Here is a 19,777-nt window from a genome sequence, read left to right on the forward strand (position 1 = left end):
CGGGAGCCCAAGCCCACGCCGGCGCCGCAAGCGCCCGTCGGCGTGACGGAGCCGCCACCCCCTCCGGCGCCACCGGCACCGCCTGCCCCACCGGCGCCTCCCGCGCCGCCGCCCGCCCCGCCGGCGCCGCCCGCCGTGCAGTTGCCCTCGAGCAACGCCGATTACCTGCAGAACCCGAAGGCCACCTACCCCGCCATGAGCCGACGGCTCGGCGAACAGGGCAAGGTCATCGTGCGGGTGCTCGTGGGTGTCGACGGCATGCCCAGGAGCGCTGAAGTCAAGCGGTCCAGCGGCTTCGATCGGCTGGACGAAGCCGCCGTCGAATACATCATGAAATGCCGGTTCGTCCCCGGCAAGGTCAACGGCGTGGTTCAGGCCATGTCCTATGACGCCCCCGTCAACTACGTTCTGAACTAATTTTTCTCTGGAGCAACTTCGTATGGATTCCCAATTTGGCTTGATGAACGTCTGGAACCAAGGCGATTTCGTCACCAAGGCCGTGGCGGTGCTGTTGATCGGCATGTCGCTCGCGTCGTGGATCGTGATCATCGTCAAGGCACTCGACGTCATTCGCTACAAACGCCTGGCCAAGCACTCGCAGGACTTCTGGCACAGCGAAGACTTTGCGACGGCGCTGAACAAGCTCGGCACCGACGACACCAACCCGTTCCGCGCGCTGGCCCTGGAAGGCCGCGAAGCCGCCGCCCACCACCGCAACACCAAGGTGCATCTGCATGACGCTCTGGACGTGAGCGACTGGATCACGCGCTCGCTGCGCAACGGCATCGACGCCTTCACCGCGCGCCTTCAAACCGGCCTCGCGATCCTGGCGTCGGTGGGCTCCACCGCTCCCTTCATCGGCCTGTTCGGCACGGTCTGGGGCATCTACCACGCGCTGATGAGCATCGGTTCGGCCGGCCAGGCGACCATCGACAAGGTGGCCGGCCCGATCGGCGAGGCGCTGATCATGACGGCGCTCGGCCTGGCCGTGGCCATTCCCGCGGTGCTGGGCTACAACGCGCTGGTTCGCGGCAACAAGTTCGTGCTGACCAAGCTGAACGCCTTCGCACATGACCTGCACGCCTACTTCGTGACGGGCGCCCGCGTTCAGAGCGGCAGCGCAGCGATCGTGGTTCCGCTCAAGAAGGGCTGAGCATCATGGCTTTCGGTACACAAGACGAACCCGATGAGGTGATGAACGAGATCAACATGACGCCGCTGGTCGACGTCATGCTGGTGCTGCTGATCATCTTCATCATCACCGTGCCGGTGATGAAGCACGCAGTGAACATCGACCTGCCCCGCGCCAGCAGCGAGCCCGAGCAGCCCAAGCCGCAGAACATTCTGTTCAGCGTGACGGCGGACGGCACCTACTACTGGAACGAAGAGAAGATCGACGACAGCGTGCTGCCCGCGCGCCTGGCGGCCGAAGCCGCCAAGGAACCGCAGCCCGAGCTGCACATCCGTGGCGACAAGGCCGTGCGCTACGAGCGCGTGGCCAAGGCCATGTCGGAAGCGCGCGAAGCCGGCGTGCGCAAGATCGGCTTCATCACGGAGCCCGACGCGAAGTGAGCTGAAGGGGTTCGCAAAAAAATTCATCGCGACGATTGACTTTTTATTGCGAATCATTATCATTCACTCATCGCTTCGATAAGGGAACTCCAAATGCCAGCCTCGCCCAACGCCTTTTCTGTTCTGAACCATCCTTCGCTCGACCAATCGGGTGGCGGGCATGCGTCCATCCAGGCAGCGCGGCCGGCGCCGATGGTCGAAAGCACGGAGCTTCTGAAAGGAAGCAAGACCGTGGGCATCATGCACAACGGCTCCCTCTACCGGCTTCAGGCCACCAAACTCGGCAAGCTGATCCTGACCAAATAAGGTCGCTCAGCCCGCCCCTCGCAAGTTTCATCGTGGGGCGACTCGAGGAGATTCATCTCCAAAGGGTCGTTTTTTGCTAGCCAACGGTTCGCCGACTAGCCAAGCTTTTTTTCACGCTGAAGCATCCAAATGAAAACGCCGACCCGAGGGTCGGCGTTTTGCCTTGCGCGAAAGAAGAATCAGAGGCCGAGGGCCGCGATGCCTGCCTTGGCAATCTGTGCGTCTTCGTTCGACTTCACACCGCTCACGCCCACGGCGCCGATCACATGGCCGTCCTTCATGATCGGCACGCCACCTTCGAGCAGGCCCTGCACTGCGGGCGCGGTCAGGAACGCGGTGCGCCCACCGTTGATGATGTCTTCATAGACCTTGCTCTCGCGGCGGCCCATGGCGGCCGTGTGGGCCTTGGCGGGGGCGATGTGCGACGACAGCGCGGCGGCGCCGTCCAGGCGCTGCAGCCAAAGCAGGTTGCCGGCGTCGTCCGAAATGGCGATGGTCACGGCCCAGTTGTTCTTCAGGGCCTCGGCTTCCGCTGCGGCGGCAACGACCTTGACATCGGCGAGTTCGAGGAAGGATTTGGTCTTCATGGTGTGCTCAGTTTGCGTGAAACCCGACAGCATAACGGCCACGCCGCCAGCAGTGCCTTCAGCCCGGTGCCAAGCTAGGGAACAAGCTGCCCGCGGACTTTATCGAAACCTGCTCTTGCAGCCCCCTAGAATGCGCCCCAACTGCGTCTTCGCAGCAACCACAGGAGCTCCGGCCATGAACGACCGCGTTACCACCCTAGACACCTCTACCGGCTACGGCCAGCCACTGGCCCAAGCCGAACGCCAGCGCGTGCTGCGCAACACCTACTGGCTGCTTGCGCTGAGCATGCTGCCCACCGTGCTCGGCGCGTGGGTCGGCGTCAGCACCGGCCTGACGCGCTCGCTCACCGGCGGGCTCGGCCTCATCGTTTTCATGGGCGGCGCGTTCGGCTTCATGTTCGCCATCGAGAAAACCAAGAACTCCGCCGCCGGCGTGCCGGTGCTGCTGGCCTTCACCTTCTTCATGGGCCTGATGCTGTCGCGCCTGATCGCGATGGTGCTGGGCTTCAAGAACGGCTCCGAACTCATCATGACGGCCTTCGGCGGCACCGCCGGCGTGTTCTTGGTGATGGCCTCGCTGGCCACGGTCATCAAGCGCGATCTGTCGGGCATGGGCAAGTTTCTGTTCGTCGGCGCAATGGTGCTGATGTTCGGCGCGGTCATCAACGTGTTCGTGGGCTCGAGCACCGGCATGCTGGTGATCTCGGTGGCCGCCATCGGCATTTTCTCGGCCTACATGCTCTATGACCTGAAGCAGATCATGGACGGCGGCGAAACGAACTACATCACCGCCACCCTTGCGCTGTACCTGGACCTGTTCAACGTGTTCCAGAGCCTGCTGGCCCTGCTGGGCATCTTCGGCGGCGAACGCGACTGAGCGATTCACGCAACATCAAAAAAGGGCCCCGAGGGGCCCTTTTTCATTCCAGATCGAACACCGCGATCGACTCCACATGCGCCGTGTGCGGGAACATGTTGACCACCCCCGCGAAGGTGCAGCGGTAGCCCGCCTGGTGCACCAGCAGGCCGGCATCGCGCGCCAGCGTCGACGGGTTGCAGCTCACGTACACGATGCGCTTGGGCGGCGTCCAGCCGTCGGTGCGCAGCTCGGGCTGCTCATGCAGTTCGACGATGGCCTTGGCCAGCGCGAAGGCGCCCTCGCGCGGCGGATCGACCAGCCACTTGTCGGCGCTGCCATCGGCCACCAGCATCGCCGGGGTCATGTCGAACAGGTTGCGCGCCACGAAAGTTGCCGGTGACAAGGCGCGGCGCGCGGGCGTTGCGGGCTGGTTGCGCTTGAAGTTGTCGGTGGCGCGCGTCACCAGCGTGTCGCTGCCCTCGATGCCCAGCACCTCGCGCGCCCGGCTCGCCAGCGGCAAGGTGAAGTTGCCAAGGCCGCAGAACCAGTCGATCACCCGCTCGTGCGCCTGCACGTCGAGCAAACGCAGCGCCTTGCCGACCAGCGCGCGGTTGATGTGCGGGTTGACCTGCGTGAAATCGGTCGGCTTGAACGGCATCGTCACGCCGAACTCGGGCAGGCGGTAGGCCAGCGGCTCACCGCCCTCTTCCAGCAACTTGACGGTTTCGGGCCCCTTGGCCTGCAGCCACCACTGAACGCCTTTGTTCTGCGCCGCAAAGGCCTTCAGGCGGTCGATGTCTTCCGGCGACAGCGGCGCCAGGTGCCTCAGCACCAGCGCGATGGTGCCAAGCCCGATCGTGTCGGGCGCGTCGCCGCAGGCCAGTTCGATTTGCGGGCAGGTTTCGCGCGCGTCCATCGAGCCGATCAGCGCCCGCAGCGGCATCAGCATCGCGCTGACCTGCTTGGGCAGCACCGGGCACACCTGCATGTCGGCCAGGTAGCGGCTCTTGCGCTCGTGGAAACCGATCAACACCGTGCCCTTCTTGACCACATGGCGCACCGACAGCCGCGCGCGGTAGCGGTAGTGCCACGCGGGTCCTTCGAGCGGGCGCAGCAGGTTCTCGGGGCGCACCTTGCCCAGGTGCCACAGGTTGTCTTCCAACGCGCGCTGCTTCACGGCCACTTGCGCGGCGGGGTCCAGGTGCTGCATCTTGCAGCCGCCGCAGGCACCGGTGTGCAGGCCGAAATGCGGGCAGCCGGGGCGCACCCGCTGCGACGATTCGCGCCGGATAGTGGTGACCGTGCCTTGCTCCCAGTTGTTCTTGCGCCGGTGCACGTTGAATTGCACTTCCTCGAAAGGCAATGCGCCTTCGATGAACACGACCATGCCGTCGGCTCGGTGGGCAACGCCCTGTGCTTCGAGGTCGAGCGACTCGACCTGCAGCCACTCTTCGGAGGGCTTCACTGGAACTGTTGCGGGGTCGTTCGCGGGGGTTTTGTTTTCTTCGATGGATTCCGTCATTCCCCGATTGTCTCAGCGTGGAAGGCCTCGCTAGAACAGCGCGTCCCGCCCGACACCCGAGCGGGCCAGTTGACGGCGCATCTTGGCCAGCGCCTCGTTCTGAATCTGCCGCACGCGCTCGCGCGTGAGGCCCAGGCGCACGCTCAGCACCTCAAGGGTTTCGGGCTCGCGGTCGTGCAGGCCGTAGCGGCCTTCCAGCACCTCGCGCTCGCGCGCATCGAGGGCATGCACCCATTGGTCCAGCAGGCGCTCCACCTCGTGCGTGTGGGTCACCTCGGTCGGGCTGCCGTGCGCGTCCTCGGAGGCCACCGTGTCGGCCAGCGTGAAGCCTTCTTCGCCGCGCGCATCGCCCGCGTCCAGCGAGCGCGGCGCCTCGGACAGCGCCAGCAGATCGGCCACGGCCTGCACGTCGCGACCGAGCAGCGCCGCAATGTCTTCCACCCGCACGCCGTCGGGCCGGTGCGCCAGAAATTCCGCATCGCCTTCGAGGGTGCGGCGCGCGCGCAGCACCTGTTGCAGTTCACGCACCACATGCACCGGCAGGCGAATGGCACGCGCCTGCGTCATGACCGCCCGCTCGACGGACTGGCGAATCCACCAGGTCGCGTAGGTTGAAAAACGAAATCCGCGTTCGGGCTCGAACTTGGTGATGGCATGCATCAACCCGAGATTGCCTTCTTCGATGAGGTCCGACAGCGGCACGCCGCGGCCCAGGTAGCTCTTGGCAATGTTCACGACCAGCCGCAGGTTGTGCTCGATCATCGATTGCCGAGCATCGAAATCACCGGCGCGCGCGGCGCAGGCGGCCTGGTACTCCTGAGCGGGCGTGAAGAGCTCGGTGCGCCGGACCTGGCGCAGGTAGATGGTCAGCGCGTCTGCGCCTTCGCCACCTAGCCGTTCGCTCGCTGCACCGTGGCGCAGTGCCGAGTCGATCGCTTGCGGATCGGCCGCTGCGTCTACGGTGTCTGCTGCGTCTGCGGCAGAAAGGTTGTCTTCGGAAGGCTCTGGTGGGCTGCCTTTGCCCGCCGACCCGCGCACAGGCAGTGTGCGGCGGGGGCGGGAGGCAGCCATGGCATCACCGGCCGGGCAGGTAGCGCGAAGGGTCGACGGGCTTGCCCTGGCGGCGGATCTCGAAATGCAGCTTCACGCGGTCGGCGTCGCTGTTGCCCATTTCGGCGATCTTCTGGCCCTTTTGCACCGACTGGTCTTCCTTCACCAGCAGCGTCTGGTTGTGCGCATACGCCGTGAGGTAGGTGTTGTTGTGCTTCAGGATGATCAGGTTGCCGTAGCCACGCAAGCCGGCGCCCGCATACACCACGCGCCCGTCGGCGGCGGCGAGCACGGGGTCGCCCGCCTTGCCGCTGATGTCGTAGCCCTTGTTCTTGGCTTCGTCGAAGCCCGCAATCAGCGAGCCGCTCGCGGGCCAGATCCAGCCCAGGTCTTCGTCACCCGAATTACCGCTGCCCGGCGCCGATGGCGAAGCCGTGACCGGCGGCCTGACCGGGCTGCTGGCCGGAGGCGTTGGCACTAGGGCCGGCGGCGGCGTCACGGGCTTGGTAGTCGCGCCTTCGGAAGGCGACGTACTGACCGGTGGGGCTGCGGCAACGGCGGTGCCGTTCGGTGGAATCACGCGCAGCACCTGACCGACTTCGATCAGGTCGGGGTTGTCGATGTTGTTCCAGCGAACGATGTCCTGCCAGCGCTGGCCAGTGTCCGCACCAATGCGGCGGATGGAGTCGCCGGGACGCACGGCGTAGTAGCCGGGCTTGCCATAATTTTCGATACCTGCCAGCGGCTTGCCATTGGCGTCGGTGGTCATGGGAGGGCCGCCGGGCACTGCTGCGCCGGGTGCGCGCGTCATGGTGCCGCGGTCTTCGACCGGCGCCGGCCCACGCGGTGTGGAACAGCCCGCAATCACCAGCACAAAGGCCAACGTGACGCCAGCGAACCAACTCCGATTGCCAAAACCCTGCATGTGTTATTCCTTCAAGCGATGCCTGATTTTAGGGGGACAAAGTGAACCGCCTCAAGAATGAGCCGCTCCAGTCCCCGGGGGGTCTTGTCGATGACCACAAGGGCCTGGCCACCGCTGGCGGAATGCGTCGGCGCAACGATGCGCCCGCCCACCGCCAACTGGTCGATCCAGGCTTGCGGCACGGCCTCGCCGCCTGCCGCGGCAATGATGCCGGCATAGGGCGCGCCCTTGGCATAGCCGATCATTCCATCGCCCAGCATCAGGTGCACCGTGGCCAGCCGGAACGGCCGAAGATTCAGCCGCGCGCGCTCGTGCAGCCCGCGCAGACGTTCGATGCTGTAGACCTCCGAAGCCACATGGTTCAGCACTGCGGCCTGGTAGCCGCAACCCGTGCCGATCTCCAGCACGCGGCCGAGCTTGTCCTGCGGTTTTCCCGCCAGCGCGGGGGCACCCAGCAGCAGCTCGATCATTCGGGCGACCACGCTCGGTTTGGAGATGGTCTGACCCAGCCCGATCGGCAGGCTCGTGTCTTCATATGCCTGGTTGACCAGCGCGCTGTCGACAAAACCATGCCGCTCCACGGCGCTCATGGCGCGCAGCACGCGGGGATCGGAAACCCCCTGCGCCGTGAGCTTCTGCACCATGCGTGCGCGCACCGCGGCGGACGCCATCGAGGGCGTGGTCGGCACCATCGGCTTGAACGGCACGGCGGGCATGCGCCCGCGCGTGGCTGCGGAAGCGGTGGATGTCAGGCGAACCGGAAAACTGGGCCGTTGGGTGGCCATGTCAATTGCCGAGACGGGCCACCGTCTCGCGCCATTGGCCCAGGTTGGCGTGGTCGGTCAGGTCGATCTGCAGCGGTGTCAGCGCGATGTGGCCGGCCGCGGTGGCGTAAAAGTCCGTGCCCTCGCCGCTGTCCTTGGCGCCGCCCGCACCGGCGATCCAATACATGGTTTCGCCACGCGGGCTGTCTTGCGTGATCACTTTTTCAGCGGCGTGACGGCGGCCGAGCCTGCAGACCTTCACGGGCTTGAGTTCGTCGAACGGTTTGTTCGGCACATTCACGTTCAGCAGGAACGCCGGGCCTTCGAGCATGCGCTCGCGCTCGATCTGCTGCACCAGCCGCCGCGCCACCTGGGCGGCAGCGTCCACATGCGCCCAGCCCTTTTCGATCTGCGAGAACGCGATGGCCGGAATGCCGAACAGGTAGGCCTCCATGGCCGCGCCAACAGTGCCTGAATAGATGGTGTCGTCGCCCATGTTGGCGCCGTTGTTGATGCCCGAGACCACCAGGTCGGGCCGGTAGTCGAGCAGCCCCTTCAGCGCGATGTGCACGCAATCGGCCGGCGTGCCGGTCACGTAGCGAAAGCCGTTGTGGGCTTCGCGCACGTACAGAGGTGCGGCCAGGGTCAGCGCATTCGACTTGGCGCTGTTGTTGTGCTCGGGGGCGATCACCTCGACGTCGGCGATGTCCTTGAGCGCGTCGTGCAATGCGACGATGCCCGGCGCCTGAAAGCCGTCGTCGTTGGAAATGAGTATCTTCATGGTGTCCTGAGTGCGTCGGATTGTAGGCGTCGGGTGCGTCGCAGCAGGGACAAGCCCACCCCGGTGCGCCGCCTATCATCGCCCGCATTCATTGCCCCCACCCGACTTACACGAAGGAGACTCGAGCATGCACGCATGGCTTTGCGAAAACCCCACCGGCGTCGACGCCCTGACCTGGAAGGAACTGCCGACACCGACCCCGGGCCCGGGCCAGGTGCTGATCGAAATCAAGGCGGCGAGCCTGAATTTCCCCGACCTGCTGATCGTGCAGAACAAGTACCAGATGAAGCCGCCCCTGCCCTTCGTGCCGGGCTCCGAATATGCAGGTGTCATTCAGGCCGTGGGCGAAGGCGTCACGCACCTCAAGGTGGGCCAGAACGTGGCCTGCTTGTCTGGCACCGGCGGCTTCGGCACCCACACGCTGGCCCCCGCCGCGCTGTGCATGCCGCTGCCCGAGGGCTTCGGCCACGTCGATGCTGCGGCCTTCATCATGATCTACGCCACGTCTTGGCACGCGCTGATGGACCGCGCGCAACTCAAGGCCGGCGAAACCGTGCTGGTGCTCGGCGCGGCCGGCGGCGTGGGCACGGCAGCCATCCAGATTGCCAAGGCCGCCGGGGCCAAGGTGATTGCAGCGGCCTCGACCGACGAGAAATGCGAACTTTGTCGTTCCATTGGCGCCGACGCGACCATCAACTACACCACGCACGCACTGCCCAATGGATTCCGCGACGCCATCAAGGCAGCGACCGATGGCAAAGGCCCCGACATCATTTATGACCCGGTGGGCGGTGATTTTGCGGAGCCGGCCTTTCGCTCGATTGCGTGGCGCGGGCGGTATTTGGTTGTAGGTTTTGCGTCGGGCCCCATTCCGTCGCTGCCATTGAATCTGACGCTGCTTAAAGGTGCCTCGTTGGTAGGCGTGTTCTGGGGTGATTTCGCTCGACGCGAACCCAAGGCGAATGCCCAGATGATGGCCGAATTGGCGCAGTGGTACGGTCAGGGAAAGATCAAGCCCGTGATCGACAGCACGATGCCCATGTCCGAATTGAAGGCCGCATACGCCCACATGGGTTCGCGTGGGGTCAAAGGAAAACTCGTGATGGTGAACTGAGCCTGCGTCCGCCTCGTCGACACCCAATAAAAAAGCCCGCATGAGCGGGCTTTTTTATTGGGCAAATGCCCAGGAAACCAACAGGCGCTTACTTGATTTCGTAATCGGAAAGCGACTTGCCTGCGGCCAATGCCTCGGTCACCCAACGCGGCTTGCGGCCACGGCCACCCGACCAGGTTTCGCCAGACGGACCGCGGTATTTGGCGGCAGCCTTGGCGGGTGCAGCGCCACTGGAGCGCTTTGCCGATACTGCGCGGCCGGCCAGTTTCAGATCCGAAGCGGTCAATCCGTATTCGGCGATCTTGGCGCGCAACTCTTCGATCACGCCCGCGCGCTCATGGTTGCGCAAGTCTTCGGCTTGCTTGCGCAATTGCGCAATCAGCTCGTCATGCTTCTTGATCTGGGAATTGATATCGGCGAGGGTCGAAGCCATTGTTGGACTCCATAAATTGAAAACGGTCGAAGTTTAATTCAATTTTCTTTTGCCGCAAGTATCTATCGACGCAAAATAATTGCCGTGGCATTGCATTGATGCAACAACACGCAACAAGAGCGCTCCGTTTTGGGCGCGCCATACATCGAAAAAGAGGGAACGGTTGGGAGCGCGCGGCAAGAAAAAGCGGCGATCCGGAAATGACAACGCCGGGGCAAGCCCGGCGCTGGAATCCCTTGAATGCTATTGAGCAATAGCGCAAAGGAGATATTTTTTGGGGTGGCTGATGGGACTCGAACCCACGACGACCAGAATCACAATCTGGGACTCTACCAACTGAGCTACAGCCACCGCAGAGCCTTCGATTCTAGCGTCAAAAATCGCGGTTTACATGCTTCCAATGAAAAAGACGCGATTTGAAAGCCACATCAGCCCGCAACCAGCGCTCCGCTCGCCGTTGCGCCCTCCTGAATCTTGATTGATCCGTCGGGCCGTTCGTACGTGCCGATGATCAGACCGCTAGCGACCGCATGCGTCTTCAGCGTGTCGACCAACTCGTCGCGCCCGGGCGCTTCGGAGAACACTGGCACCTGCCCCAGCGCAAACAGCTGGAACGCATAACGGTGAACGCCATGTCCCGGAGGTGGGTCCGGCGGCAGCCAGGCAGCTTGCAACGCCGAATTGCGGCCCACATGCAAGCCACCGCCATCGTTGCCCTCGCTCGGCATCGCGGCCTCCGCCAACGAGGCTCCATCGACTGGCAACCCAACCACGATGGCATGCACCAGCGGGTTGGGCGTGGGCGAATCGGCATCCTCGACGATCAGCACGAGCGAAGCGGCGCCGGCCGGCACCCCCGTCCATTGCAACGGCGGGGAAACGCCCTCGCCATCGGGCGCGTCCGCGGTGCAGCGCGCCGGCAGCGGCGCGTGGTCCGCGAAGGCCACGCTGGTCAAAGCGATCGACGCCATCCCCTCGCGCATGCCGAGGGTGTTGAAGACGATGTTGTCCAGTCCGGCGCGCACGCCGCTCAGCGCATGGCCGATCACATCAGGGAGTTTTTCCAGCATGCGTACAGGTGTACCGCGCCCGCACAAGGCCGCCTGTAGGACGCCGCGCAGCCTCAGCGTCACGGCGGCAGGCAAAAATTTTCACCACCCGAATTCATCCACATTGGCGGACACATGCGCCCAAATCGCTCCGCTATCATGGCTTTTCGCCGCTCCACCTCACCCCCCAAAAGGAATTTCTTCATGAGCATCGTCTGGACCATCCTGATCGGTTTCGTTGTGGGTCTCGTGGCACGTGCCGTGAAGCCGGGCGACGATTCCGCAGGCTTCATCGTCACCACGGTCATCGGCATTGCCGGCTCCTTGATCGTCACCTACGTCGGTCAATCGATGGGCTGGTACACCGCAGGCCAAGGCGCCGGCTTCATTGCCTCCGTGCTCGGCGCGATCGTGCTGCTGGTGTTGTACGGCCTGATCAAGCGCAAGAGCTGATGGCCTCGCGGCCGCGCCGCGTCTCGCGGCCGGCCGCCAAGGATGTGGCGCCGCGCCGCATCAAACGAGCGGCCGCCACGGATGCCATGCCGCGCAAAGCGCGCGCCAGGCATCACGTCTATGTGATCGAACTCGACGACCGTGTCTGGAACAACGCCCGCTTCAGGCGCGCCAACCCCGAGTACCAACTCGGCAAGCCCTTCGTCTACGTCGGCATGACCGGCCTGGACCCCGACATTCGCTTCGACAAGCACAAGGCCGGCATTCAGGCCAACAGCTTTGTGCAAGCGTTCGGGCTGCACCTGCTGCCCGCGCTCTACGAGCGCTACAACCCGCTGACCTACGAAGACGCGCGACTGATGGAAGTGGACCTGGGCATCGCACTGCGCAAGGCTGGCTATGGCGTGTGGCAAGCCTGAGCCCGCCGGCCCGAGTCCCCAAGGCCTTCAGGCGTACGTGACCCAGTCCTCATACGCCGGCCCATCCAGATGCGGCAACGTGTTGTAGGTCACGAGCATGTGCCGCTTGGGCGTGAAGGCGAACTCCGTCACCGAAGAATTGCGGATGCGCAGGTTGAGCTCGATCGTCGTCTCCGCGCTCGTGCCGAGCACATGGCCGACCGCCGTGCTGATCGGCCCGCCGCTCGACACCACCAACACCTTCGCGCCGTGGTGCTTCTCGCGCACATGGTCCAGCGCAGTGGTTACGCCCGCCAGAAAATCAACGTAGCTGGGCATGCCGACCGGCGCCGTCTTGCCCTGCATCCACGCACCCAGGCCTTCGCGCAGCAGCCGAAAATGATGACGGTACATCTCGGGTGAATCGGGCTTCTCGAGCTTGCCCTCGTGGATCGTGGCAATGACCGCCTCGCTGTCGTATTCATTGAGTCCGGGCCATGGCAACACATCGTCGCGCGCGACGCCCAGGCCCTGGGCAATGCCCTCCCACGTCTGGCGGTGGCGCTTCAGGGTGCCGGTGATGACCGCGTCGAAGGTCATGCCGCGCTCGCGCCAGTAAGCCCCCAGACGCACGGCCTGCCGGTGCCCGAGCTCGCTCAGGTTGTCATAGTCGGCAGCGCCAAAACTGGCCTGTCCGTGGCGCACGAGGTAGAGGGTTCCCATGCGTTGATTCTGGCAAGAAGCAACGACCCCGCTTGTCCCTCGTGCGACCAGTTCGCGCGCCCCAAATGAAAAAGCCCGGGCCATGGGCTCGGGCTTTTTAGCGAGCGCCGCGAAGGCGGCGGCGCAGGGTCAGCGGCCTGCTGCAACCGGCAGCGTGTCCGCCGGCTTGGGCACCAGAATCTGAGCCTTGAAGCGCTCTTTCAGCAGGTTGTAGTAAGCCGCGTCCTCGGCAGCCGACACCGACTGGCCGACCTGCGCCTGCTCCTGCTTGGCGAGTTCTGGCGTGGGCGGCGTGCGCGGCACAACCTTGGTCACACGAACCACGGTGTAGCCTTGCGCGCCAAGGTCCACACCCACCAGCGTGGGCAGCTTGGTGGCGTCGGCGCGCAGCGCGGCGTCGATGACCGCCAGCGGCTGCGATTGCGCTTCACGGCGCGACACCGTCACCGGTGCACCGAAAGTCGCGCCATCGGCCTTGGCGGTCCAGGCCGCGAGCTTGGCTTCACCTTCGGTCTTGGCCAGCACTGCAGCACGCTCGGTGACCAGTTGCGCGCGGATCTTGGCCTTCACATCGTCCAGCGGCACCGCGTGCGCCGCCGTGTACTGCGTGACACGACCTGCTGCGAGCTGGCTGGAACCCACTTCGATGGCCTCGGTGTTCTGCTTGCGATTCAGCGAGTCGGGCGCGAACAGCGCGCTCAAGAAGTTGCGGCTGGCCAGCGCGCCGGTTGCACCGGGTGCGGGCGTGCGCGCCACGTTGTTCGCCGTCTGGATCGTGAGCTTGAGCTTCTCCGCGGCGGGCTTCAGGCTGTCGGGCGACTGGTACACCGCGTCGGTGAAGGCCTCGGCGGCCTTGGCGAATTCCTGCGTGGCCTGCTGCCCGCGCACTTCGTTCTCCAGCGTCGCGCGCACCTTCTCGAAAGGCGGCACCACGGCCGGCTTGATGTCGGTCACTTCGATGATGTGATAGCCGAACTCGGTCTCCACCACGCCACTGATCTCGCCCTTCTTGAGCGAGAACATCGCGTCCTCGAAAGGCTTGACCATCGCACCGCGGGTCACGAAGTCGAGGTCGCCGCCCTTCTCCGCCGAACCCGTGTCCTGCGAATTCTTGCGTGCTACATCAGCGAAGCTGGCGGGCGTCTTCTTCACTTCGGCGAGCAACTGTTCGGCCTTGGCCTTGGCCTTTGCGCGGTCGGCCGCAGGCATGCTGGACGGCGCCGTGATCAGGATGTGGCTGGCGCGGCGCTCTTCCTTCGTGCCGAAGCGCGCAGTGTTCTGCTCGTAGTAGGTCTTGAGGTCGGCGTCGCTCACCACGATGTTCTTCTTGGCCGCTTCCAGGTCGAGCACCAGGTACTCGATGCTGGCTTGCTCGGGCGCCTGGAACTGGGCCTGGTGGTCCTTGTAGTACGCCTCGATGTCAGCGTCGCTCACCGTCACCTTCGACGCAAAGCTCTCGGGGGTGAAGCGCGCGACCTGGATCTCGCGGCTGTCGTAGAAGGCGTTGATGGTGGTGGCGGCCAGCGCGGGCGGCGTGAAGGCCGTGCCCGACACGCCCAACAGCACCTGCTGCGTGGCCATGTCCGAGCGCACCGACGCTTCGTACTGCTCCGGCGTGCGGCCGGTCACGCGCTGGAAGGCGTCGCGGTCGAACTTGCCGTCGGGCGTGCGGAACGATGCCAGGCCCGTGTCCTGCGCGAAGATGCGCGACAGGCGATCTTCGGACACGGTCATGTTGCCCTTGGCGGCGGCAGCGGCCAGCACGCGGTCGCGCACCATGCGTTCCAGCGTGGCGTAGCGCAAGGCATCGGAGTCGAGCACGGTCGGGTCGACGTTGGGCGACTGCTGACGGATGCGGTCGGACTCCACGCGGTGCTGCTGGTCCCACTCGGGCTTGGTGATGTCCTGGCCGTTGATGCGGGCCACTTTCTCGTCGCTGCCGGAGCCCTGGTAGCGCTCGACACCGAAGAGCACGAACGAGGGAATGATCAGCAAGAACAAGAAAATCATGACGATCTTGTTGTACTTGCGGAAGAAATCAAACATGCTTGAACACTCTTTTTCGACGGATGTCGGACGGCAATAAAAAAGGCGAACTTGCGGTTCGCCTTTGCATCGGGTGGGTGGTGGGTGCTGAGGGGCTCGAACCCCCGACCTACGCCGTGTAAAGGCGGCGCTCTACCAACTGAGCTAAGCACCCCACTCGGAAATACGCTCCGAGTCTAACGCCTCAGTTCAGCGCGTCTTTCAGCGCCTTGCCGGGACGGAACTTCGGAATCTTGGCGGCCTTGATTTTAATCGCCTCGCCGGTACGGGGGTTTCGACCGGTGCGGGCCGCGCGCTTGCCGACTGCGAAAGTGCCGAAACCGACGAGCGACACAGAGCCGCCTTTCTTGAGCGTGGTACGAATAGCGCCAATGGTGGACTCGAGCGCACGGGTTGCTGCGGCTTTGGAAATATCGGCGTTCTTTGCGATGTGCTCAATCAGTTCGGTCTTGTTCACAAGGGCCCCTTGCAGAAAAAAAGTTGGTCGGCTTTCGTCAGCTGCGACCCGGCCGCGAGGTGTGCGACTCAAGAACCTGGCAGGCCTGACGCCTCGGCAGCGCACTGCCAGCGAGGATTACAACCACTGGTCTGCAGGGTGTCAATAAGACGCGAGGCCTTGCAGATCAGCGGAGCGCGCGATTCTAGGGGCGTTTTGTGAACAGCTTTTCTGCAGCGGCACAAACAGGTTCAGAGGGCCTGCGCAATCGCCTTGCCAAGGTCGCTGGTGCTTGCATTTCCACCGATGTCCGGCGTGCGCGGCGCTCCGCTTTGGGGCGCCAGCACCTTCTCGATGGTCGACAGGATGGCGTCGTGCGCCGCCTTGTGGCCCAGAAATTCGAGCATCATCGCGCCGCACCAGATCTGCCCGATCGGGTTGGCGATGCCCTTGCCCGCGATGTCGGGTGCCGAGCCGTGCACCGGTTCGAACAGCGACGGCGTGGTGCGCTCGGGGTTGAGGTTGGCGCTGGGCGCAATGCCGATGGTGCCGGTGCACGCAGGCCCCAGGTCGGACAGGATGTCGCCGAACAGGTTGCTCGCCACCACCACGTCGAAGAAGTCGGGCCGCTGCACAAAGTGCGCGGTAAGAATGTCGATGTGAAACTTGTCCAGCGCGATGCCCGGATAGCTCTTGGCCATCTCCACCACGCGCTCGTCCCAGTAGGGCATGGTGATGGAAATGCCGTTCGACTTGGTGGCGCTCGTGAGGTGCTTCTTGGGCCGCGACTGCGCCAGCTCAAAAGCAAACTTCAGCACCCGGTCCACGCCGATGCGCGACATCACCGTCTCCTGCACCACGATCTCGCGCGGCGTGCCCTGGTACATGCGCCCGCCAATGCTGGAGTACTCGCCTTCGGTGTTCTCGCGCACGATGTACATGTCGATCTCGCCGGGCTCGCGCGGCGTGCCGTCGCGGCGCACCACCGGCGCGATGATGCCGGGCATCAGCCGCGCGGGACGCAAGTTGATGTACTGGTCGAACTCGCGGCGGAACATCAGCAGCGAGCCCCACAGCGACACGTGGTCGGCAATCTTCTCGGGCCAGCCGACCGCGCCGAAGAAGATGGCGTCGTGCCCGCCGATCTGGTCCTTCCAGTTGTCGGGCAGCATCTGGCCGTGCTTTTCAAAGTAGTCCCAGCTCGAGAAGTCGAAGTGGTCGAACTTCAGGTCGATGCCAAACTTGCTCGCTGCCGCTTCGAGCACGCGCAGGCCCTCGGGCATGGTTTCCTTGCCGATGCCGTCGCCGGCGATGACTGCGATTCTCTGGGTGCTCATGGGGTGTCTCCTGCTTGCGGGGTCGGTGAAAAAAAGGCCAGCGCCTCGGCGAGCAAATCGTCCGGGGCCTCTTCGGGAACATAGTGGCCGCATGGCAATGCGCGGCCCGACACGTCGGCGGCGCGCTCGCGCCACAGCGCCAGCACGTCGAAGGCCTTGCCCACCGCGCCGTGCTCGCCCCACAGCACGCGCAGCGGTTGCGTCAGCTGTTGGCCGGCGGCGATGTCCGCGCGGTCGTGCACGAGGTCGATGGTGGCGGAGGCACGGTAGTCCTCGCAGATGGATTCGGCGGTGCCCGCGATGGCGGCGCAACGCTCGTATTCGGCCAGTACCTCGGGCGCGAACGGCGCAAGCCCCGCATGCCGCCCGCCCATCACGCTGCGGATGTAGCGCACCGGGTCGGAGCCAATCAGCGCCTCGGGCAACGGCGGCGGCTGGATCAGAAAGAACCAGTGCCAGTACGCCTTGGCAAAGGCCTCCGAGGTTTGCGCGTACATCGCCAGCGTGGGCGCGATGTCGAGCAGCAGCATGCGCTCGACCGCCTCGGTGTGGTCCGCCGCAAGCCGGTGCGCCACGCGCGCGCCGCGGTCGTGTGCCAGCACGCCGAAGCGCTCGAAGCCGTGGTGCTGCATGGCCGCCAGTGCGTCCAGCGCCATCTCGCGCTTGCTGTAGACCACATGCTCGGCGTCGGCCGCAGGCCGGCCCGAATCGCCATAGCCGCGCAAGTCGACCGCAACCACGGTGAAGCGCTCGGCCAGCGCCGGCGCCACGCGGTGCCAGATGGCATGCGTCTGCGGATGCCCGTGCAGCAGCAACAGCGGGGCGCCCTGCCCGCCGATGCGGCCATGGATGCGCACGCCGCTGCGCTCGGTGTCGAAACTGGGAAAGGAAAGGAAGGTCACGCAACGATTGTGCGTTGCACCCCGGCGATCATCAAGCAACAATCGGCCAATTCATACTTTCCATTTCGGCATGAATCCCCTCTCGATGGACCGCGGCGACCTGGCATTGGTGCTCGCCATTCGCGACCAGGGCAGCCTGGCCGGCGCGGCCGCCACGCTCGACGTGGTGCCCTCGGTCGTCACCAAACGGCTGGGTGCGCTGGAGGCTCGGCTGGGCCAGCGCCTGTTCGAGCGCACCACGCGCCGGCTCAGCGTCACGGCCGAAGGCGAAGCCGTGTGCCTGCATGCACGCACGCTGCTCGACGGCTTTGCCGCGCTCGAAAGCGAACTGGGCGAACGCCAGAACGCGCTGACCGGCACCATCCGCCTGGCCGCCACCTTCGGCTTCGGCCGGCGCTGGCTTGGCCCGGCGGTGGCCAGCTTTCAGGCGCGGCACCCGGCCCTGCAGATCGATCTGGTGCTGACCGAGCAGTTGCCCGACCTCGGCGCCCAGGGCTATGACGGGGCGGTGTGGCTGTGGGCCGTTCAACAGCGCCATGCGGCCGACTGGGTGTCGCGGCGCGTGGCGCGCAACCAGCGCGTGCTGGCCGCCTCGCCCGATTACCTGGCGCGCCGCGGCACGCCGGCCACGGTAGAGGCGCTCGCACTGCACGACTGCCTGGTCGCGCGTGAGAACGGCAACGACGGCCAGCGCCAGCATGCGCTCTGGACGCTGCGCCATGCGCGCGATGGCAGCACGGCGCGCGTGCGCGTGCAGGGCCCATTGGCCAGCAACTCGGGGGAGATGGTGCGCGACTGGTGCCTGGCCGGGCACGGCGTGATGCTGCGCAGCCTGTGGGACATCGCACCGCAACTGGCCAGCGGCGAGCTGGTGCGGGTGCTGCCGCAGCACGCCATGGCCGACGCGGACATCCACTGGATCGCACCCTGGCGACCCAAGACGCCGCGCCGCGTGCGCCTGCTGGTCGACCATCTGGTGGAACAGTTTCGCGGCGAGCCCTGGAAGCCGGGCAAGGCCGGCGCGCGCTGAAACGGGGAAAGAGGCAGCGGGCTCAGCGGCCGCTGCGCACCACCAGGCTCACGCCCGCGGCGGTGAGCGCAATGCCCAGCACCGTCACCAGCGTGATCGGCTCCGAGAACAACAGCCAGGCCATCACCGCCGTGCAAGGCGGCACCAGGTACAGCAGGCTGGTGACTGCAGTGGCCGTGCCGCGCTGAATCAGCATGTAGAGCAGCGAGCTGCCGCCCAGCGACAGCGCCAGCACCGACCACGCCATGGCGCCGCCGGAATAAGCGTTCCATTCGATGCCCTGCGATTCCATGGCCGCGAACGGCAGCGTAACCAGCAGCGCTGCCGCCATCTGCACCGCGCTGGCGCTGCGCACGTCGCAGGGCGCGACAAAGCGCTTCTGGTACAGCGTGCCTGCGGTGATGCTCAGCAGCGCCATCACGGCCAGCCCCATCGTCAGCGCATTCACCTCGGCGCCCTGCCCCAACTTGCGCGACACCACGAGCACCAGCCCCGCGAACCCCAGCAGCAGCCCGCTCCATTGCCGGCCTGAAATGCGCCCGCCGTTGAACGCCAGCCACACCGCCGTCAGCACCGGCTGAATGCCGACCAGCAACGCCACCAGCCCCGCGCCCATGCCGGCATGCACCGCGGCCCAGACCCCGCCCAGGTACCCCGCCTGCATCAGCACGCCAGTCACCGCCAGGTGCCCCCACTGCGCGCGCGCCTTCGGCCACGCGACCCGCGCCAGCGTGACCCACATGGCAAAGCACGCCAGCGACAACGCATAGCGCACGGCAAGAAACTTGAGGGGTGGCGCATACGGCATGCCGTAGCGCGCGACGATGAAGCCCGTGCTCCAGATCAGCACGAAGACCGCCGGCATCGCCCGCAGCCAGCCCGCGTGGCGGGCCGCGGCTGCCGCGGTCATTTGGTACGGGCCCGGATTTCCGGAATGGCCTTCTGCAGGTAATACACCATCGACCAGATGGTGAGCACCGCGGAAACCCAGATCAGCACCTGGCCCCACAGGCCGGTGTCGATCACCTTGAACAGGCGCCCGTCATAGAGCAGGAACGGAATGGCCACCATCTGCACGGTCGTCTTGACCTTGCCGATCATGTGCACCGCCACGCTCTTGCTGGCGCCGATCTGCGCCATCCATTCGCGCAGCGCCGAAATGGCAATCTCACGCCCGATGATGATGAGCGCCACGAACACGTCGGCCCGCTGCAAGTGCACCAGCACCAGCAGCGACGCGCACACCAGAAACTTGTCGGCCACCGGATCGAGGAAGGCGCCGAAGGCCGACGTCTGGTTGAGCTTGCGCGCCAGGTAGCCGTCGAGCCAGTCGGTCGCGGCAAAGACGATGAACATCACCGTGGCGATCAGGTTGCGCATTGGCTCGCTGATCGGCAGGTAGAACACGCCGACGATCAAAGGGATCGCGACGATGCGCGTCCAGGTCATGATGGTCGGTAGGGTCCAGAACATCGCTTGATTGTGTCATG

At 65.2% G+C, this 19,777-nt stretch carries 24 protein-coding genes and 2 tRNA genes; 9 read left to right on the plus strand and 17 right to left on the minus strand.

Annotated elements, in window-relative coordinates:
* The 4 genes from VLK31_RS00005 to hemP form a co-directional block, all read left to right on the plus strand.
* The coding region (locus tag VLK31_RS00005) for an energy transducer TonB (protein ID WP_409166324.1) at positions 1-417 on the plus strand (417 nt) is incomplete at its 5' end.
* Positions 418-439: 22 nt separating this feature from the next.
* Positions 440-1,153, plus strand: a complete 714-nt coding sequence (locus VLK31_RS00010) for a MotA/TolQ/ExbB proton channel family protein (protein WP_409166325.1) — start codon at positions 440-442, stop codon at positions 1,151-1,153.
* A 5-nt stretch (positions 1,154-1,158) separates the two neighbouring features.
* Positions 1,159-1,572, plus strand: coding sequence for an ExbD/TolR family protein (locus VLK31_RS00015; protein WP_409166326.1), 414 nt, complete (start codon positions 1,159-1,161; stop codon positions 1,570-1,572).
* A gap of 93 nt (positions 1,573-1,665) precedes the next feature.
* Positions 1,666-1,878, plus strand: a complete 213-nt coding sequence (gene hemP / locus VLK31_RS00020; protein WP_409166327.1) for a hemin uptake protein HemP — start codon at positions 1,666-1,668, stop codon at positions 1,876-1,878.
* A 179-nt stretch (positions 1,879-2,057) separates the two neighbouring features.
* On the opposite strand, the gene VLK31_RS00025 is transcribed toward hemP, so the two are convergent.
* Entirely contained in the window at positions 2,058-2,465 is a 408-nt protein-coding gene (locus VLK31_RS00025; RefSeq protein WP_409166328.1) for a GlcG/HbpS family heme-binding protein, read from the minus strand.
* Between the two features lie 175 nt (positions 2,466-2,640).
* Between VLK31_RS00025 and VLK31_RS00030 the strand changes: the two genes are divergently transcribed.
* Entirely contained in the window at positions 2,641-3,342 is a 702-nt protein-coding gene (locus tag VLK31_RS00030) for a Bax inhibitor-1/YccA family protein (protein ID WP_409166329.1), read from the plus strand.
* 43 nt (positions 3,343-3,385) lie between these two features.
* On the opposite strand, the gene rlmD is transcribed toward VLK31_RS00030, so the two are convergent.
* From rlmD to surE, 5 genes are read right to left on the minus strand one after another with little or no spacing between them, the layout of a single operon-like run.
* Positions 3,386-4,846, minus strand: a complete 1,461-nt coding sequence (rlmD, locus tag VLK31_RS00035; RefSeq protein WP_409166330.1) for a 23S rRNA (uracil(1939)-C(5))-methyltransferase RlmD — start codon at positions 4,844-4,846, stop codon at positions 3,386-3,388.
* 30 nt (positions 4,847-4,876) lie between these two features.
* On the minus strand, positions 4,877-5,917 hold the full coding sequence (locus VLK31_RS00040; protein WP_409166331.1) for a sigma-70 family RNA polymerase sigma factor: 1,041 nt from the start codon (positions 5,915-5,917) through the stop codon (positions 4,877-4,879).
* A 4-nt stretch (positions 5,918-5,921) separates the two neighbouring features.
* Positions 5,922-6,821, minus strand: coding sequence for a peptidoglycan DD-metalloendopeptidase family protein (locus VLK31_RS00045; RefSeq protein WP_409166332.1), 900 nt, complete (start codon positions 6,819-6,821; stop codon positions 5,922-5,924).
* An 11-nt stretch (positions 6,822-6,832) separates the two neighbouring features.
* Positions 6,833-7,606, minus strand: coding sequence for a protein-L-isoaspartate(D-aspartate) O-methyltransferase (locus VLK31_RS00050; protein WP_409166333.1), 774 nt, complete (start codon positions 7,604-7,606; stop codon positions 6,833-6,835).
* Position 7,607: 1 nt separating this feature from the next.
* The gene (gene surE, locus VLK31_RS00055) at positions 7,608-8,366 is read right to left on the minus strand and encodes a 5'/3'-nucleotidase SurE (protein ID WP_409166334.1); all 759 of its coding nucleotides are present in this window, start codon (positions 8,364-8,366) and stop codon (positions 7,608-7,610) included.
* Positions 8,367-8,493: 127 nt separating this feature from the next.
* On the opposite strand from surE, the gene VLK31_RS00060 reads away from it, so the two are divergent.
* Positions 8,494-9,480, plus strand: a complete 987-nt coding sequence (locus tag VLK31_RS00060; protein ID WP_409166335.1) for an NADPH:quinone oxidoreductase family protein — start codon at positions 8,494-8,496, stop codon at positions 9,478-9,480.
* Between the two features lie 88 nt (positions 9,481-9,568).
* Here the strand turns inward: VLK31_RS00060 and VLK31_RS00065 are convergent, their stop codons facing one another.
* From VLK31_RS00065 to VLK31_RS00075, 3 genes are all read right to left on the minus strand, one after another.
* Positions 9,569-9,913, minus strand: a complete 345-nt coding sequence (locus VLK31_RS00065; RefSeq protein WP_409166336.1) for an H-NS family nucleoid-associated regulatory protein — start codon at positions 9,911-9,913, stop codon at positions 9,569-9,571.
* Between the two features lie 275 nt (positions 9,914-10,188).
* Positions 10,189-10,264, minus strand: a tRNA-His gene (locus tag VLK31_RS00070).
* 77 nt (positions 10,265-10,341) lie between these two features.
* Complete coding sequence (locus VLK31_RS00075) at positions 10,342-10,983, minus strand: YbhB/YbcL family Raf kinase inhibitor-like protein (RefSeq protein WP_409166337.1); 642 nt, start codon at positions 10,981-10,983, stop codon at positions 10,342-10,344.
* Positions 10,984-11,166: 183 nt separating this feature from the next.
* On the opposite strand from VLK31_RS00075, the gene VLK31_RS00080 reads away from it, so the two are divergent.
* Entirely contained in the window at positions 11,167-11,415 is a 249-nt protein-coding gene (locus VLK31_RS00080) for a GlsB/YeaQ/YmgE family stress response membrane protein (protein ID WP_409166338.1), read from the plus strand.
* Between the two features lie 86 nt (positions 11,416-11,501).
* On the plus strand, positions 11,502-11,834 hold the full coding sequence (locus tag VLK31_RS00085; protein ID WP_409167335.1) for a hypothetical protein: 333 nt from the start codon (positions 11,502-11,504) through the stop codon (positions 11,832-11,834).
* 27 nt (positions 11,835-11,861) lie between these two features.
* On the opposite strand, the gene VLK31_RS00090 is transcribed toward VLK31_RS00085, so the two are convergent.
* From VLK31_RS00090 to VLK31_RS00115, 6 genes are all read right to left on the minus strand, one after another.
* On the minus strand, positions 11,862-12,536 hold the full coding sequence (locus tag VLK31_RS00090; RefSeq protein ID WP_409166339.1) for a histidine phosphatase family protein: 675 nt from the start codon (positions 12,534-12,536) through the stop codon (positions 11,862-11,864).
* A 129-nt stretch (positions 12,537-12,665) separates the two neighbouring features.
* Positions 12,666-14,582 (minus strand): SurA N-terminal domain-containing protein, encoded by a 1,917-nt coding sequence (locus VLK31_RS00095; protein WP_409166340.1) that lies wholly within the window; start codon positions 14,580-14,582, stop codon positions 12,666-12,668.
* 78 nt (positions 14,583-14,660) lie between these two features.
* A tRNA-Val gene (locus VLK31_RS00100) sits at positions 14,661-14,736 on the minus strand.
* Positions 14,737-14,766: 30 nt separating this feature from the next.
* Entirely contained in the window at positions 14,767-15,039 is a 273-nt protein-coding gene (locus tag VLK31_RS00105; RefSeq protein WP_099796196.1) for an HU family DNA-binding protein, read from the minus strand.
* Positions 15,040-15,269: 230 nt separating this feature from the next.
* Positions 15,270-16,355, minus strand: coding sequence for a tartrate dehydrogenase (locus tag VLK31_RS00110; RefSeq protein ID WP_409166341.1), 1,086 nt, complete (start codon positions 16,353-16,355; stop codon positions 15,270-15,272).
* Positions 16,352-17,257, minus strand: coding sequence for an alpha/beta fold hydrolase (locus VLK31_RS00115; protein WP_409166342.1), 906 nt, complete (start codon positions 17,255-17,257; stop codon positions 16,352-16,354). Before VLK31_RS00115 ends, VLK31_RS00110 begins: the two co-directional genes overlap by 4 nt.
* A 70-nt stretch (positions 17,258-17,327) precedes the next feature.
* Between VLK31_RS00115 and VLK31_RS00120 the strand changes: the two genes are divergently transcribed.
* Positions 17,328-18,287, plus strand: a complete 960-nt coding sequence (locus tag VLK31_RS00120; protein ID WP_409166343.1) for a LysR substrate-binding domain-containing protein — start codon at positions 17,328-17,330, stop codon at positions 18,285-18,287.
* Positions 18,288-18,309: 22 nt separating this feature from the next.
* On the opposite strand, the gene VLK31_RS00125 is transcribed toward VLK31_RS00120, so the two are convergent.
* Both VLK31_RS00125 and pgsA read right to left on the minus strand, forming a co-directional pair.
* The gene (locus VLK31_RS00125) at positions 18,310-19,197 is read right to left on the minus strand and encodes a DMT family transporter (RefSeq protein ID WP_409166344.1); all 888 of its coding nucleotides are present in this window, start codon (positions 19,195-19,197) and stop codon (positions 18,310-18,312) included.
* Positions 19,194-19,760 (minus strand): CDP-diacylglycerol--glycerol-3-phosphate 3-phosphatidyltransferase, encoded by a 567-nt coding sequence (gene pgsA, locus VLK31_RS00130; RefSeq protein WP_409166345.1) that lies wholly within the window; start codon positions 19,758-19,760, stop codon positions 19,194-19,196. The genes VLK31_RS00125 and pgsA overlap by 4 nt, the downstream gene beginning before the upstream one ends.
* Between the last annotated feature and the right edge of the window lie 17 nt (positions 19,761-19,777).

This window comes from Variovorax sp. H27-G14 (genome assembly GCF_046156345.1).
Classification (GTDB): domain Bacteria; phylum Pseudomonadota; class Gammaproteobacteria; order Burkholderiales; family Burkholderiaceae_C; genus Variovorax.